Source organism: Streptococcus bouchesdurhonensis, from assembly GCF_948472335.1.
Window position 1 is genome coordinate 20,070 of the sequence record NZ_CAOKTW010000001.1, and the last position, 15,183, is coordinate 35,252.

Here is a 15,183-nt window from a genome sequence, read left to right on the forward strand (position 1 = left end):
TTAGACGTTTAAGACCTTGTCCAAGAACTCTTTCAGACGTGGGTGTTGTGGGTTGTCAAAGATTTGATCTGGTGTTCCGTCTTCTAGGAATTCACCGTCTGCAGTAAAGATAACGCGGTTGGCAACCTGACGAGCAAATCCCATCTCATGGGTTACGATAATCATGGTCATACCTTGCTCAGCCAATTCCTTCATAACGTTTAGTACGTCTCCGACCATCTCAGGGTCAAGGGCAGAAGTTGGTTCATCAAAGAGCATGATGTCTGGATTCATTGCTAGTCCACGAGCGATGGCCACACGTTGTTTTTGTCCCCCTGATAGGCTATCTGGGTTGGCATTAGCTTTATCTGCTAGACCAACCTTGTCAAGCAGCTCCATTCCCAATTTCTCAGCTTCTTCCTTAGTCATCAACTTGTGCTCAATAGGAGCAAAGGTAATGTTGTCCAATACAGACATGTGTGGGAAGAGGTTGAAGTGTTGGAAAACCATTCCAATATTTTCACGGACGTGGTCAACGTTGGTAGTTTTTTCAGTTAAGTCATAACCGTTCACAGTGATGTGACCACTCGTAACTTCTTCTAGAAGGTTGAGGCTACGAAGGAAGGTCGATTTACCAGAACCTGAAGGACCGATGATACAAACAACATCTCCTTCATAGAACTTAGTCGTAATTCCTTTTAAAACCTCATTTTTTCCATAATGTTTGTGTAAATCATTTACATCAATTTTTAATTTTGCCATTAACGAATCCTCTTTTCTAAGCGTTTCGCTAGTCTAGTCAAAAGTGTGATAATTACAAGATAGAAGATAGCAAGGATTGCATACATCTTGAAACTTTGGTAGTTACGGGCGATGATAATCTTACCAGTTTGGAAGAGTTCCACCAAACCGATGGCAGATACGATGGTTGTATCTTTAAGAGCGATAACGAATTGGTTAACAAAGTTTGGCAACATCAATTTAGTGGCTTGTGGCAAGATAATCTTACGCATGGTTTTTCCATAAGAGATACCCAAGCTTCGGCTGGCTTCCATTTGACCAACCGGAACAGCCTGAATACCACCACGAACGATCTCAGCGATATAAGCAGCCGCATTGAGTGAGAGGGCAATGGTACCAGCTACGAAATCGTTAATTGGACTTTGTTGGCCTGTGATAGACTCGATGAAGTTTGGAATTCCCCAGAAGATGAAGGCTGCAAGAATCATCAAAGGAATACCACGGATAACGTCAACGAAAATCTCAGAAATCACACGAAGAGATTTGTAGGGGCTAACGCTAAACATACCGAAGATAATTCCGATAACAATGGCAATAGCAAATGAGATAAGAGCTAGAGCAAGAGTGATACCAAGACCGCTAAGGAGTTGTTTGTAGTTGTTTTGAAGCAAGCCCCAGATTGTTGTTTCATCAACAGTGCTTGTTGATGCAGATGAAGATCCGCTAGCTAGGTATTTATCAAGAATCTTTTGGAATTCTCCGTTTGCTTTAAGGTTTGCAAGTCCGTTATTGAACATTTCAATCAATTCTGGATTTGCTCCTTTTTTAACGGCAAAGGCTGTTTCACCGATTGGAGTTCCAGCGATTGGTGTTTTCAATTTTTGGCCTTGGCTGATAGAATATTTGAGAACAGGCTCATCATCCATAACGGCATCAATGGCACCAGTGTTTAAACTGTCATACATTGACGAACCATCAGCGAAGGTTTTGATTTTGTAACCGTATTTACTTTGATTTTCTGTTAGGAAGGTTTGAGAAGCCGTTCCGTTTTTAACACCGACTGTCTTCCCTTTCAAATCTTCATAAGAAGCAATGGTACTTGATTCTTTGACACCAAGGATAGTATTGGCGGTGTAGTAAGATTCTGAGAAGTCAAAAGTTGCCTTACGAGCATCTGTGACAGACATACCAGCAATGATACCATCAGCTTGACCAGCTTGAACAGCACTGATAGCAGCATCAAAACCAGGATTGGTGATTTCAATTTCAAAGCCTTGGTCTTTAGCGATGGCCTTAATCAAATCCATATCAATACCAGTAAATTGGTTGCTTGAGTTTTGGAACACAAAAGGTGCAAAAGAAGAATCGCTGGCAATGATGTATTTAGCTTTAACAGGAGTTGCTTTTAGACCAGCTGCAGTAGTTGTAGTTGGCACTGCTGAAGATGATGAAGCAGTCCATTTTTTGATGATTTTATCAAGACTACCATCCTTTTTCATTTCAGCCAAGGCTTGGTTAAATTCAGTGACTAGGTGCTCGTATTTGCTTCCTTTTTTAACACCGAAAGCAAAACTACCTACAGCTTCCCCATCCATTTCGATATGGAGGTCTTGCCCTTGGTTAATGGCATACTCGATAACAGGCTTGTCATCCATCATGGCATCAATGGCACCAGCACTCAAGCTGTTGTTCATCAAATCACCAGTGTCAAATGTTTTAATACTAAAGCCATATTTGTCCTTGATACTTTCAAGGAAACGTTGAGCGGCTGTTCCGTTTTTAACACCAACAGTTTTACCTTTTAATTGGTCGTACTGACTAATCTTGTGTGACTTTGTAGTAGCAATGACAACTTTTGTATCATAGTAAGTATCAGACATGGTGAAAACTTTTTCACGTTCTGCAGTTTTTGTCATCCCTGCCATGATTGCGTCAGCTTGACCAGCTTGAACCGCATTGACCGCTGCGTCAAAACCAGGATAAGACATCTGAATGTTCCATCCTTTAATCTCAGCGACTTTGTTGATAATGTCAACATCAATTCCTTTATAAGTTTGATCTGAATCTTTAAACTCAAAAGGTGCATAGGCGGTATCAGACATAATCTTAATCGTTTCAGCTTTCGCAATACCTAATGAGAAAATTGGGAATAAAATTAGCAAAAATGCTAGAAATTTTTTCTTCATTTTTAGTCTCCTTTTCCGAATATTTTCCCATTATATCAGAAAAAACAAAAAAATGCAAATCTAGGGACTTTTATGTTAGAAGATATAACATAAAAGCTCTTTATTTCTTTCTTTCTTGAACTGCTACCACAAAGTGCTATAATAATAGTATATAATGGAAGAAAAGAGGACGGAGATGTGAAGAACAAAAGAATTTTTAAAGACTTCCAAGCTTCTCAAATGCGGTTAAACCTCTACACAAGCCCCTTGTTAGCCTTTGCTTTTGTCTTCATAGGAGAGTTTGTGGCTTATACTTTATATGGTATTAGTTTCTTAGCTCTCATCGGACTTGCTAGAAATTTTGGAGAGACTGGTCAAAATCTTGCAACCTACTTGCAGACCTTGCAGCAGAGCTTGATGGATAAAACAAGTGACTTTCGTTTAATTTTAGAATTGCTGGCCTTTGGTTTTATACTTAACACTGTGTTCAGATGGACTAGAAAAGTTGAGAAAAGACCTATTCGAACCTTGGGATTTTATAGAGAGAATTTCCTCAGCAATCTTCTGAAAGGATTTGGGCTAGGTCTGGCACTTTTTCTTCTGACCTTGTTAGGTTTAGTAGCATTAGGGCAATATCGTTTTGAGTCCATTCATTTGAATCCTTATTCGCTTGCCTTTGTCATTTTTACCATTCCATTTTGGATTTTACAGGGGACAACAGAAGAAGTGGTGGCCCGTGCTTGGCTCCTTCCTCAATTGGCTTCAAGAACCAATCTAAAACTTGCTGTTATTGTATCTAGCCTGTTCTTTACCCTGCTTCATATGGGGAATTCGGGTCTCACACCTCTATCTCTAGTGAATCTCTTTTTATTTGGAGTTGCCATGTCTCTTTACCTCCTCAAAACAGATACAGTTTGGGGTGTTGCAGGTATTCATGGCGCCTGGAATTTTGCTCAGGGAAATCTCTTTGGGATTTTAGTTAGTGGTCAGCCGTCCGGAACGTCTTTGATGACCTTTTTACCACAAGGTAATCAAGATTGGCTATCAGGTGGCTCTTTTGGGATAGAAGGATCTATCATGACAAGTCTGATCTTGCTACTGCTGATTGTCTATCTCGCTTATCAATTAAAGAAAGAAAATGAAAGGATGTGACTTAGATCCGTCCTTTTCTTCGTGAAAATGTTACAAGTATGCTAAAATAGGAATAGCACATCAAGAGAGGATTCTTATGATCAATCGCATTACAGATAATCAATTTAAACTAGTATCAAAATATCAACCATCAGGAGACCAACCCCAAGCTATTGAGCAGTTGGTAGATAATATCGAGGGTGGAGAAAAAGCTCAGATTCTGATGGGGGCGACTGGAACAGGGAAGACCTATACCATGAGTCAGGTCATTTCCAAAGTTAATAAACCAACTCTGGTCATCGCCCACAATAAAACTCTAGCAGGTCAGCTCTATGGGGAGTTTAAGGAATTTTTCCCTGAGAATGCTGTTGAGTACTTTGTATCTTACTATGACTATTACCAACCAGAGGCCTATGTCCCTTCTAGCGATACCTATATTGAAAAGGATAGCTCTGTCAATGATGAGATTGACAAGCTTCGCCACTCAGCTACCTCAGCCCTCTTGGAGCGTAATGATGTCATTGTCGTAGCTTCCGTCTCTTGTATCTATGGTTTGGGTTCGCCCAAGGAATACGCTGATAGCGTTGTGAGTCTCCGTCCAGGTCTTGAAATTTCTCGTGATAAACTCTTGAATGACTTGGTTGATATCCAGTTTGAACGTAATGATATTGATTTCCAACGCGGAAGATTTCGTGTGCGTGGGGATGTGGTAGAGATTTTCCCAGCTTCCCGTGATGAACACGCTTTTCGAGTAGAATTTTTTGGAGACGAAATTGACCGTATTCGTGAAGTTGAGGCCCTGACTGGTCAGGTATTGGGAGAAGTGGATCATTTAGCGATTTTCCCTGCAACTCACTTTGTGACCAATGACGACCACATGGAAGTTGCCATTGCCAAGATTCAGGCCGAGTTGGAGGAGCAACTAGCTATCTTTGAGAAGGAAGGTAAATTGCTTGAAGCCCAGCGTTTGAAACAGCGAACAGAGTACGATATCGAAATGCTGCGTGAGATGGGCTATACCAATGGGGTTGAAAATTATTCTCGCCACATGGATGGACGTAGCGAAGGTGAGCCTCCTTATACGCTTCTCGATTTCTTCCCAGATGATTTCTTAATCATGATTGACGAGAGTCACATGACTATGGGGCAAATCAAGGGAATGTACAATGGAGACCGTTCGCGTAAGGAAATGCTGGTTAATTATGGTTTCCGTTTGCCATCAGCTTTGGACAATCGTCCTCTCCGTCGGGAGGAGTTTGAGAGTCACGTTCATCAGATTGTTTACGTTTCAGCGACACCTGGTGACTATGAAAATGAACAGACCGAGACAGTGATTGAGCAAATCATTCGTCCAACAGGACTCTTGGATCCAGAGGTAGAAGTCCGTCCGACTATGGGACAGATTGATGACCTTTTGGGTGAAATCAATGCCCGTGTTGAAAAGAATGAACGAACCTTTATCACCACTTTGACTAAGAAAATGGCAGAGGACTTGACCGACTACTTCAAGGAAATGGGTATCAAGGTCAAGTACATGCACTCGGATATCAAGACCTTGGAACGGACGGAGATTATCCGTGATCTGCGCTTGGGTGTCTTTGATGTCTTGGTCGGAATTAACCTGCTCCGTGAAGGGATTGACGTACCTGAAGTGAGTCTCGTAGCCATTCTAGATGCTGACAAGGAAGGTTTCCTTCGTAACGAACGTGGACTCATCCAGACCATTGGACGTGCCGCCCGTAACAGTGAAGGTCATGTAATCATGTATGCGGACACCGTTACTCAGTCTATGCAACGTGCTATCGATGAAACTGCCCGCCGTCGCAAAATCCAGATGGCTTATAATGAAGAACATGGTATCGTTCCACAAACCATTAAGAAAGAAATTCGTGACCTGATTGCCGTGACAAAGGCAGTTGCTAAGGAAGAAGACAAGGAAGTCGATATCAATAGCCTCAACAAACAAGAACGCAAAGAACTTGTCAAGAAACTAGAAAAACAAATGCAAGAAGCGGTTGAAGTGCTTGACTTTGAACTAGCAGCTCAGATCCGTGATATGATGTTGGAAGTCAAGGCGTTAGATTAGGGGAATTTTATGAATATTTTAGTTATCAATGGACATCCTGATAAAGAAAGTTACTGCCAAGCAATTTTTCAAACGATTGTAGAAAACATAGACTCAAATAGACATGAACTTGAAATGATTAATCTTAATGCAGAAGAGTTTGATCCTGTTTTACGTTATGGTTATCGACAAAGAATGGAGGACGATCCGTTTATTCTACGCTCTCAATCATTAATCCAGTGGGCAGATCATTTAATTTTTGTTTATCCTATTTGGTGGAGTAGTATGCCTAGTCTATTGAAGGGCTGGATTGATCGTGTTTTTACGCCAGGCATTGCATACTCCGCAAATAATCGAGGAAGCTTTATTTTGAACTACTTGAGAGGTAAACAGTTCAAAAAATTACTAAAAGGAAAAACAGCTAGTATCTATGCAACATCTATGGCACCAACTTGGTGGTACAAAGTATTTTCTGGTCCGATTAATATTCCAGACAGTTATGGAATATCAGTATTAAAGAATGCTGTCCTGAATCATTGCGGTATCAAAACAAAGAGGGTTTCAATCTTAGGAGAGTTAGGACGTGAAGTGAATACAAGTTCAACAAGAGAAAAATTTCTACAAAAAGTAGCAAAGGAAGTCAGACTGTTGGATTAAGGAGAAGAAAATAAATGACGGTTGTTATCAAATCAATGGAAACTCCTGAAGAGATAGAAAGTAAATCTCTCGTTCACTGGAAAGCGTGGAGAGAGGCTTATGACGACCTTTTGCCTGCAGAATTTCAGGAGACAATGACATTGGAAAGGTGTCGATTCTTTAGTCAAAAGTATCCAGAAAATACATTGATTGCGATAGATGGCATGAAGGTAGTTGGTTTTATCAGTTATGGAAGCTTTCGTGATGAGACTATTCAAGCTGGTGAAATTATTGCTTTATATGTTTTAAAAGACTATTATGGAAAAGGTATCGCACAAAAGTTAGTGAAAGGAGCTTTGACTGATCTTGATCATTTTTCTGAAATATTCTTATGGGTATTGAAAGATAATAAGCGAGCCATTGCTTTCTATCAAAAAATGGGTTTTACTTTTGATGGACAAGAAAAAATACTTGAACTTGGAAAGCCTATAAAGGAAAAACGGATGGTGTTCTATTCTAAATAATTTTAAAAAGTAGAAGCTAATAGTACTGGTACTAAGTCTGAAAATGTAATAAATTAGAAAGTGAGTCTATGTATGTCCCGTTCCCAATTAACGATTTTAACAAACATTTGTCTGATTGAAGACCTTGAAACCCAGCGGGTGGTTATGCAGTATCGTTCACCCGAAACCAATCGCTGGTCTGGTTATGCTTTTCCAGGAGGTCATGTTGAGAATGGCGAGGCTTTTGCAGAATCTGTTATTCGTGAAATATACGAGGAGACAGGTCTGACAATTCAAAATCCTCAACTTGTCGGCATTAAAAATTGGCCTCTGGATACAGGCGGGCGCTATATCGTCTTTTGTTATAAGGCGACTGAGTTCTCTGGTACCCTTCGCTCTTCAGATGAAGGAGAAGTTTCTTGGGTGCAAAAAGACCAGATTCCAAACTTGAATCTGGCCTATGATATGTTACCATTGATGGAGATGATGGAAGCTCCTGACAAATCTGAATTTTTCTACCGCCACCGTACAGAAGATGGCTGGGCGAAGAAAATCTTCTAGTCTTTTACTAAATAACCTAGCTGATCTAAGGCCTCCTCGATATAGTGGAGGTCTTGTTGTGTTTCGGCTTCAACTAGGTGGTAATGGATACCATCTGTTAATTCAGACAGAGGTCTAAAATCTGAATGCTCAACTTGTTCTAGAAAATGTTGCACATCTCTACGACAAGACAGTTTCAGCAAGGTTTCAATTTCTCCATAGACGGGATGGTCAATCAAGGTGTTTTGAACACGTCCGCCATTATCTACGATAGCAAGGAGTTCTTGACCGATTTCTTCAACTTCATGTTTCACTTTGAAAAGTTTGTGAACATAAGGGTTGGTTTCAATTTGCTTATAGACGTAGCCACGATTGGTGGATAGGATAGGAGCGCCATCGGCTCTTAAAATTGCAATGTCCTGTACAATGACCTGGCGTGTAACATGAAAATGTTCAGCTAAACTTTGGCCATTGAGGGCTTTAGGAGTTTCTTTCAAGAGTTGGAGCAGGGCTTGTTTGCGATCTTTTGTCATAGTTCTTCCTTTTAACGGCGTTTGCGAAGCACTTTATAGACAGCTAGTGCTAATGTATAGTCTACCATACTATGGATAATTGTACCAAATCCAACTAGCACAAATAGAACATAAAACATATTTTCTACATTGGTACCAGAAGTTGCGTAAAAAACGACACAGGCCAATACTTCAGCAAGGGCATGGACAAGCGCTAACACAAAGTTGAAAATCCAGGAAGCTTTTGGTTTATCTAGGGTATCGGGGAATTTTTGTAGGTAAAGAGCCCCCAAAGTTCCAAAAAAGATATGGGAAAAAGCTCGAAAAACAATAACCATGGGATAGCCAGCCATCAAGAATCCAAAACTAGAGGCTAGGATGACAAAAACTGCCATCAAGGGCGACAAGAACATAGCGATAAAAATAGCGATGTGGCTTCCTAAAGTATAGGAAGCAGGTGGAATGACAATCTTAAAAGGCATAACAATTGGAATCAAAATCGCAATAGCCGTTAAGAGGGCAGTCATTGTCATAAATTGTGTCTTTTTCCGTGTATTCATAAGAATCTCCTTTTTGACTGTATATACACTAGTATAGTATAACAAACAAGACAATAAAGCAAGGATTTACTTAAGTTTATAGGCCATTTTAAATTAAATATTGGTAAAGATTTCACTAAAAAAAACTGTATAGAGCAACATCTCCACCTTCAAGCTTGAAAGTGGAGATGTTTTTATTTTTTCAAAGTCTGTAGTCTTGGAACAATAGCTAGAGTAAGAATTGCGGAAATGACTAATTCGGCAATCGAATTTGTTGAGATAACGGTTGCTAGGAGTTTTTGGATATTACCATCAAAGACATTTCCAAAAAGGTAGAAAATTCCACCAAGTACAAAGACTGTGTTGGTAAGTGAACCTAGGGCACCAGCTAAAATCAGACCAGTCTTGTTTTTCATTAGTTTATAGACTAGATAAGGAGTTAAACCAATCAAAATACGTGGGACGATAGCAATGATAGCTGAGTAGATGTTCCCGTTTGGGACGAATGGTGAGAAGAGGTAGCTTGTTGGTAGAATCGTAATAGTGTTAACGGTCAAGCTAAGTAGCCCCATCAAAAATCCAAGTGTAACCCCAACTCGTGGACCGTAAATAATGCTGGCAATAATGACAGGAATATGAACGATGGTCGGTTTGATTGGGAATGGAAAAAGGTTAAAGATAAGTGAGCTCAGAAAGTGTATCACGAGCATGGTTGCAAAAAAGATAGCAATGGGTGCAATATTAGAGCGTTTTTTCATCGAGAGTTTCCTTTATTCTTTCTAAAATAATTGTGAGGTCGGCTAAAGCTCCTCGTCCATGGTCTCCACAAGCTAGTAGGGATTCCTTAGGAGCAATCAGCTGATAGCCGTAGCTTTCTAATGTTTTCAGATTAGCCTGAGTTGCCGGATGGTCATACATTTTTGTATTCATTGCTGGTGCGATGAGTTTTGGGATATGACTTGGCAAGGCTAGAGCCGTACTGGTCACCATGTTGTCCGCAAAGCCGTGGGCTAGTTTTGCAATAGTGTTAGCAGTTGCAGGGGCCACAATAAATAAATCCGCCTTTTTTCCAAGTTCGATATGATTGACCTGATCAGGATAGGGTTCCTTCATGACATCCAAGTGGACAGGGTTCTGTGAGAGTACCTGTAGTGTCAAAGGTTGGATAAACTCTGTAGCAGCCTGAGTCATTAAGACAGTGACTTGATGGCCTTGTTTTTTTAGAGAACTGACTAAATCTGCCGACTTATAAGAGGCGATTGAGCCCGTTACAGCCAAGAGAATGTTTGCCATAGTTTTCCTTTCTATGAATGATAGTCTTGAATTTTTTCAAGGAGGAGTTCTGCAATTTCTTCTTTAGTCTGGACTGTTTGAAGCTGATCTTTTTCAACAAATATTGCACGATGCTGGTTTGCTGAAATTTGAGTCAGGTCATTTGCAATGATTAAGTCTGCTAGGTTCTTGATAAGACTTTTTCTAGCAATCTCGATGAGATAATCCTCAGAGACATCAACCAGCAGTTTGAAACCAATCAGATGAATAGCAGGATTCCACTCCTTGACTAGAGAGATAATTTTGGGTGTTTTCTTCAGGAATAAAACCTGAACCTCGTCAGTTGAAGAAATCTTAGCTTGATGATTCTGCTTGTTTAAAAATTCTTCTAAATCGGAGCTAGCCTGAACTTCCTCAAGTCCTGTCATATAAACAGGAGTGTAATCAGATACGGCCATTGAGTGGATCAAGACCTGATAATCCTGAACACGTTCTTGCATTTCCAGTAGAAGGTCCTTGGTATTGCTAATTTCTCGAATACTTAGGTTGGGGTGGGCTTCTGGCTTCAGAGCTCGTTTTGTTGTTATCAAATAAACTTCATGCCCTGCAGCAAGCAAGGTCTCTGTGATGATTTTCCCCAAGCGTCCTGTAGAATGGTTAGTGATGGAGCGGACGCTATCGATAGCTTCACTGGTACCGCCCGATGTAACTAAAATTTTCATAGCACTATTGTACACAAAAATAAACGGTAAGTAAAATGAAAGCGATAAATTTTTGGTAAAAACGAAGATTTACTATAGTTTCAAACTATAAAGCCATATAAAATTTAAGAAAGGACTCTAAAAACCTTAAAAACAGGGATATTTACGAACGTTTAGAGAGTTTTAGGATGTTAAAAATCTTGTTTTGTGTTATAATGAATTATCATATAAGAGGTTAGAGGAGTTTTGAATGAAAACAGATATTGAAATCGCACAGAGTATTGAGTTGAAGCCAATCGTTGATGTTGTAGAGAAACTTGGTATTTCTTACGATGATTTGGAATTGTATGGAAAGTACAAGGCTAAGCTCAGCTTTGATAAAATTCGTGCAGTCGAGAGCAATCCAGTTGGGAAATTGATTTTGGTTACTGCCATCAATCCAACACCTGCAGGTGAAGGAAAATCAACCATTACCATTGGTCTGGCGGATGCCTTGAATAAAATTGGCAAGAAAACCATGATTGCTATCCGCGAACCATCTCTTGGTCCTGTAATGGGGATTAAGGGTGGTGCTGCTGGTGGCGGTTATGCCCAAGTGCTACCAATGGAAGACATCAACCTCCACTTCACTGGAGATATGCATGCTATTACAACCGCTAACAACGCTCTTTCTGCCTTGATTGACAATCACTTGCACCAAGGGAATGAGCTTGGAATTGACCAACGCCGTATTCTCTGGAAACGTGTTGTGGACTTGAATGATCGTGCCCTTCGTCATGTAACCGTTGGACTTGGTGGTCCTTTAAACGGTATTCCTCGTGAGGATGGCTTTGACATTACCGTTGCTTCCGAAATCATGGCCATTCTTTGCTTGGCAACAGACATCGAGGACTTGAAACGCCGTTTGGCTAATATTGTTATCGGTTATCGCTATGACCGAACACCTGTTTCTGTAGGTGATTTGCAGGTTGAAGGTGCCTTAGCATTGATTTTGAAGGACGCTATTAAGCCAAACTTGGTTCAGACAATTTACGGTACACCTGCCTTTGTACATGGTGGTCCATTTGCCAATATCGCTCATGGATGTAACTCTGTCTTGGCAACGACAACAGCCCTTCATTTGGCTGATTACACAGTTACTGAAGCTGGTTTTGGTGCAGACCTTGGTGCTGAGAAATTCCTTGATATTAAGACACCAAACTTGCCAACATCTCCAGATGCAGTTGTCATTGTCGCAACCCTTCGTGCCCTTAAGATGAATGGTGGCGTGGCTAAGGATGCTCTTACAGAGGAAAATGTAGAAGCAGTTCGTGCCGGTTTTGCTAACTTGAAACGCCACGTTGAAAATATCCGTAAGTTCGGTATTCCAGCAGTTGTGGCTATTAACGAATTTGTATCTGATACAGAAGCCGAAATTGCAGCCTTGAAAGAACTTTGTGCCTCAATCGATGTACCAGTTGAATTGGCTAGTGTCTGGGCTGATGGGGCAGAAGGTGGAGTAGCTCTTGCTGAAACGGTTGTTAAGACTATCGCTGAAAACCCATCTAACTATAAACGTTTGTATGACAATGACCTTTCTGTTCAAGAAAAGATTGAAAAAATTGTCACTGAAATCTATCGTGGTAGTAAAGTGAACTTTGAGAAGAAAGCTCAAACACAAATCGCTCAAATCGTTCAAAATGGTTGGGACAAATTGCCAATCTGTATGGCTAAAACTCAATATAGTTTTTCAGATAATCCGAATGCACTTGGAGCACCTGAAAACTTTGAAATTACCATTCGTGAATTGGTACCAAAATTGGGTGCAGGTTTCATCGTTGCCTTAACAGGTGATGTCATGACCATGCCAGGCCTTCCAAAACGACCAGCAGCTCTAAACATGGATGTTGAAAGCGATGGAACCGTTCTAGGATTGTTCTAGTATATTGAAATTTATTTTAAATGAGTTTGGAGATTTTAATCCAAGCTCATTTTTTATCTAGATATAAGGAATTGCCTTCTACACGTAACCAGTCTAGGTAAAGATATTTTGCCTGATTTCTGATATAATAGAAATATTGACTTCAAGAGTAAGGAAGAGAAGATGAACGCATTATTGAATGGAATGAATGACCGTCAGGCTGAGGCGGTGCAAACGACAGAAGGTCCCTTGTTAATCATGGCGGGGGCTGGTTCTGGAAAGACCCGTGTTTTGACCCACCGTATCGCTTATTTGATTGATGAAAAGCTGGTCAATCCTTGGAATATCTTGGCCATTACCTTTACTAATAAGGCTGCGCGTGAGATGAAAGAGCGTGCTTATAGCCTCAATCCATCTACTCAGGACTGTTTGATTGCGACCTTCCACTCCATGTGTGTTCGTATCCTACGTCGCGATGCGGACCATATTGGCTACAACCGAAATTTCACTATTGTAGATCCTGGTGAACAGCGAACCCTCATGAAACGGATTCTTAAGCAGTTGAACTTAGATCCGAAAAAATGGAATGAACGAACTATTTTGGGGACCATTTCCAATGCTAAGAATGATTTGATTGATGATGTTGCCTATGCTGCCCAAGCTGGTGATATGTATACGCAAATCGTGGCCCAGTGTTACACTGCTTACCAAAAAGAATTGCGTCAGTCGGAGTCGGTTGACTTTGATGATTTGATTATGCTGACCCTGCGTCTCTTTGATCAGAATCCTGATGTCCTGACCTACTATCAACAGAAGTTTCAATACATCCATGTTGATGAGTACCAAGATACCAACCACGCTCAGTACCAATTGGTCAAACTTTTGGCTTCCCGTTTTAAAAATATCTGTGTTGTTGGAGATGCGGACCAGTCTATTTACGGTTGGCGTGGTGCTGATATGCAGAATATCTTGGATTTCGAAAAGGATTATCCCCAAGCCAAGGTTGTTTTGTTGGAGGAGAATTACCGTTCCACTAAAACCATTCTTCAAGCGGCCAACGAGGTCATTAAAAATAACAAAAACCGCCGTCCTAAGAATCTCTGGACTCAAAACGCTGATGGGGAACAAATCGTTTACTATCGTGCCAATGATGAGCTAGATGAGGCTGTATTTGTAGCCAGAACTATCGATGAACTTGGTCGGAGTCAAAACTTCCTTCACAAGGATTTTGCAGTTCTTTATCGTACTAATGCGCAGTCCCGTACTATTGAGGAAGCCTTGCTCAAGTCAAATATTCCTTATACCATGGTTGGAGGAACCAAATTCTACAGCCGTAAGGAAATCCGTGATATCATCGCTTACCTCAATCTTATTGCTAATTTGAGTGACAATATCAGTTTTGAGCGCATTATCAACGAACCGAAGCGTGGAATTGGGCCAGGTACAGTTGAGAAAATCCGTGACTTTGCGAATATGCAAGACATGTCTATGCTAGATGCTTCAGCTAATATCATGTTGTCTGGGATCAAAGGTAAGGCAGCCCAGTCCATCTGGGATTTTGCTAATATGATTCTAGATTTACGAGAGCAGCTAGATCAATTAAATATTACAGAGTTGGTTGAGGCCGTCCTAGAAAAAACTGGTTACGTCGATATTCTAAATGCTCAAGCGACTTTAGAAAGCAAGGCTAGGGTTGAAAATATTGAAGAGTTCCTTTCTGTGACGAAAAACTTTGATGACACCTCTGATGGGCCAGAAGAGGAAACTGGTCTGGACAAACTGAGTCGTTTCTTAAATGATTTAGCCTTGATTGCGGATACAGATTCAGGTAGTCAGGAGACATCAGAAGTGACCCTGATGACCCTGCATGCTGCCAAAGGTCTCGAGTTTCCAGTTGTCTTTTTGATTGGGATGGAAGAAAATGTCTTTCCGCTTAGCCGTGCAGCTGAAGATCAAGATGAATTGGAAGAAGAACGCCGTCTGGCCTATGTAGGAATTACGCGTGCAGAGAAAATTCTCTATCTGACAAATGCCAACTCACGCCTGCTTTTTGGTCGCACCAACTACAACCGTCCAACTCGTTTTATTAACGAAATCAGCTCAGACTTACTTGAGTATCAAGGTCTGGCTCGTCCAGCAAATACAAGCTTTAAAGCATCTTATAGCAGTGGTGATCTTGCCTTTGGTCAAGGTATGAGTTTGGCGCAGGCCCTTCAAGACCGTAAACGCAGTGCTGCTCCAAAAACTATCCAGTCAAGCGGCCTTCCATTTGGTCAATTTACAGCTGGCGCAAAATCTGCGTCTAGCGAGGCAAATTGGTCCATTGGTGATATTGCCCTTCACAAGAAATGGGGAGAGGGTACTGTTCTGGAAGTTTCAGGTAGCGGTGCTACGCAGGAATTAAAAATCAATTTCCCAGAAGTTGGTTTGAAAAAACTTTTGGCCAGTGTGGCTCCAATTGAGAAAAAAATCTAATTTTCCATCCTTCTCACGAATAAT

The 15,183-nt window shown here is 40.8% G+C and carries 14 protein-coding genes; 7 read left to right on the top strand and 7 right to left on the bottom strand.

The window, feature by feature from the left end; genetic code table 11:
• Both QMQ21_RS00095 and QMQ21_RS00100 read right to left on the bottom strand, forming a co-directional pair.
• Positions 1–741, bottom strand: a complete 741-nt coding sequence (locus QMQ21_RS00095) for an amino acid ABC transporter ATP-binding protein (RefSeq protein ID WP_001096315.1) — start codon at positions 739–741, stop codon at positions 1–3.
• Complete coding sequence (locus tag QMQ21_RS00100) at positions 741–2,906, bottom strand: ABC transporter substrate-binding protein/permease (RefSeq protein ID WP_261813687.1); 2,166 nt, start codon at positions 2,904–2,906, stop codon at positions 741–743. Before QMQ21_RS00100 ends, QMQ21_RS00095 begins: the two co-directional genes overlap by 1 nt.
• A gap of 177 nt (positions 2,907–3,083) precedes the next feature.
• On the opposite strand from QMQ21_RS00100, the gene QMQ21_RS00105 reads away from it, so the two are divergent.
• The 5 genes from QMQ21_RS00105 (at position 3,084) to QMQ21_RS00125 (ending at position 7,781) form a co-directional block, all read left to right on the top strand.
• Positions 3,084–4,037 (top strand): CPBP family intramembrane glutamic endopeptidase, encoded by a 954-nt coding sequence (locus QMQ21_RS00105; protein ID WP_284521005.1) that lies wholly within the window; start codon positions 3,084–3,086, stop codon positions 4,035–4,037.
• A 76-nt stretch (positions 4,038–4,113) separates the two neighbouring features.
• Positions 4,114–6,102 (top strand): excinuclease ABC subunit UvrB, encoded by a 1,989-nt coding sequence (gene uvrB / locus QMQ21_RS00110; RefSeq protein ID WP_023933623.1) that lies wholly within the window; start codon positions 4,114–4,116, stop codon positions 6,100–6,102.
• A 9-nt stretch (positions 6,103–6,111) separates the two neighbouring features.
• Positions 6,112–6,738, top strand: a complete 627-nt coding sequence (locus QMQ21_RS00115) for an NAD(P)H-dependent oxidoreductase (protein WP_261813689.1) — start codon at positions 6,112–6,114, stop codon at positions 6,736–6,738.
• A gap of 14 nt (positions 6,739–6,752) precedes the next feature.
• A complete protein-coding gene (locus QMQ21_RS00120) occupies positions 6,753–7,241 on the top strand; it encodes a GNAT family N-acetyltransferase (protein ID WP_261813690.1) in 489 nt (162 codons plus the stop codon).
• 72 nt (positions 7,242–7,313) lie between these two features.
• Complete coding sequence (locus QMQ21_RS00125; RefSeq protein ID WP_261813691.1) at positions 7,314–7,781, top strand: 8-oxo-dGTP diphosphatase; 468 nt, start codon at positions 7,314–7,316, stop codon at positions 7,779–7,781.
• Here the strand turns inward: QMQ21_RS00125 and QMQ21_RS00130 are convergent.
• The 5 genes from QMQ21_RS00130 to coaB form a co-directional block, all read right to left on the bottom strand.
• Positions 7,778–8,293 (bottom strand): transcription repressor NadR, encoded by a 516-nt coding sequence (locus QMQ21_RS00130; protein ID WP_000159191.1) that lies wholly within the window; start codon positions 8,291–8,293, stop codon positions 7,778–7,780. The genes QMQ21_RS00125 and QMQ21_RS00130 overlap by 4 nt on opposite strands.
• Before the next feature lie 11 nt (positions 8,294–8,304).
• On the bottom strand, positions 8,305–8,832 hold the full coding sequence (locus QMQ21_RS00135) for an ECF transporter S component (protein ID WP_001097393.1): 528 nt from the start codon (positions 8,830–8,832) through the stop codon (positions 8,305–8,307).
• A gap of 173 nt (positions 8,833–9,005) precedes the next feature.
• Complete coding sequence (locus QMQ21_RS00140; RefSeq protein WP_004254189.1) at positions 9,006–9,569, bottom strand: ECF transporter S component; 564 nt, start codon at positions 9,567–9,569, stop codon at positions 9,006–9,008.
• Complete coding sequence (gene coaC / locus QMQ21_RS00145) at positions 9,553–10,104, bottom strand: phosphopantothenoylcysteine decarboxylase (RefSeq protein WP_223330761.1); 552 nt, start codon at positions 10,102–10,104, stop codon at positions 9,553–9,555. The genes QMQ21_RS00140 and coaC overlap by 17 nt, the downstream gene beginning before the upstream one ends.
• A gap of 11 nt (positions 10,105–10,115) precedes the next feature.
• On the bottom strand, positions 10,116–10,805 hold the full coding sequence (gene coaB / locus QMQ21_RS00150) for a phosphopantothenate--cysteine ligase (RefSeq protein WP_261813692.1): 690 nt from the start codon (positions 10,803–10,805) through the stop codon (positions 10,116–10,118).
• Positions 10,806–11,034: 229 nt separating this feature from the next.
• Between coaB and QMQ21_RS00155 the strand changes: the two genes are divergently transcribed.
• Together QMQ21_RS00155 and pcrA are read left to right on the top strand one after the other, a co-directional pair.
• On the top strand, positions 11,035–12,705 hold the full coding sequence (locus tag QMQ21_RS00155; RefSeq protein WP_033677301.1) for a formate--tetrahydrofolate ligase: 1,671 nt from the start codon (positions 11,035–11,037) through the stop codon (positions 12,703–12,705).
• A 162-nt stretch (positions 12,706–12,867) separates the two neighbouring features.
• Complete coding sequence (gene pcrA, locus QMQ21_RS00160) at positions 12,868–15,159, top strand: DNA helicase PcrA (protein ID WP_261813693.1); 2,292 nt, start codon at positions 12,868–12,870, stop codon at positions 15,157–15,159.
• The last annotated feature ends 24 nt before the right edge of the window (positions 15,160–15,183 follow it).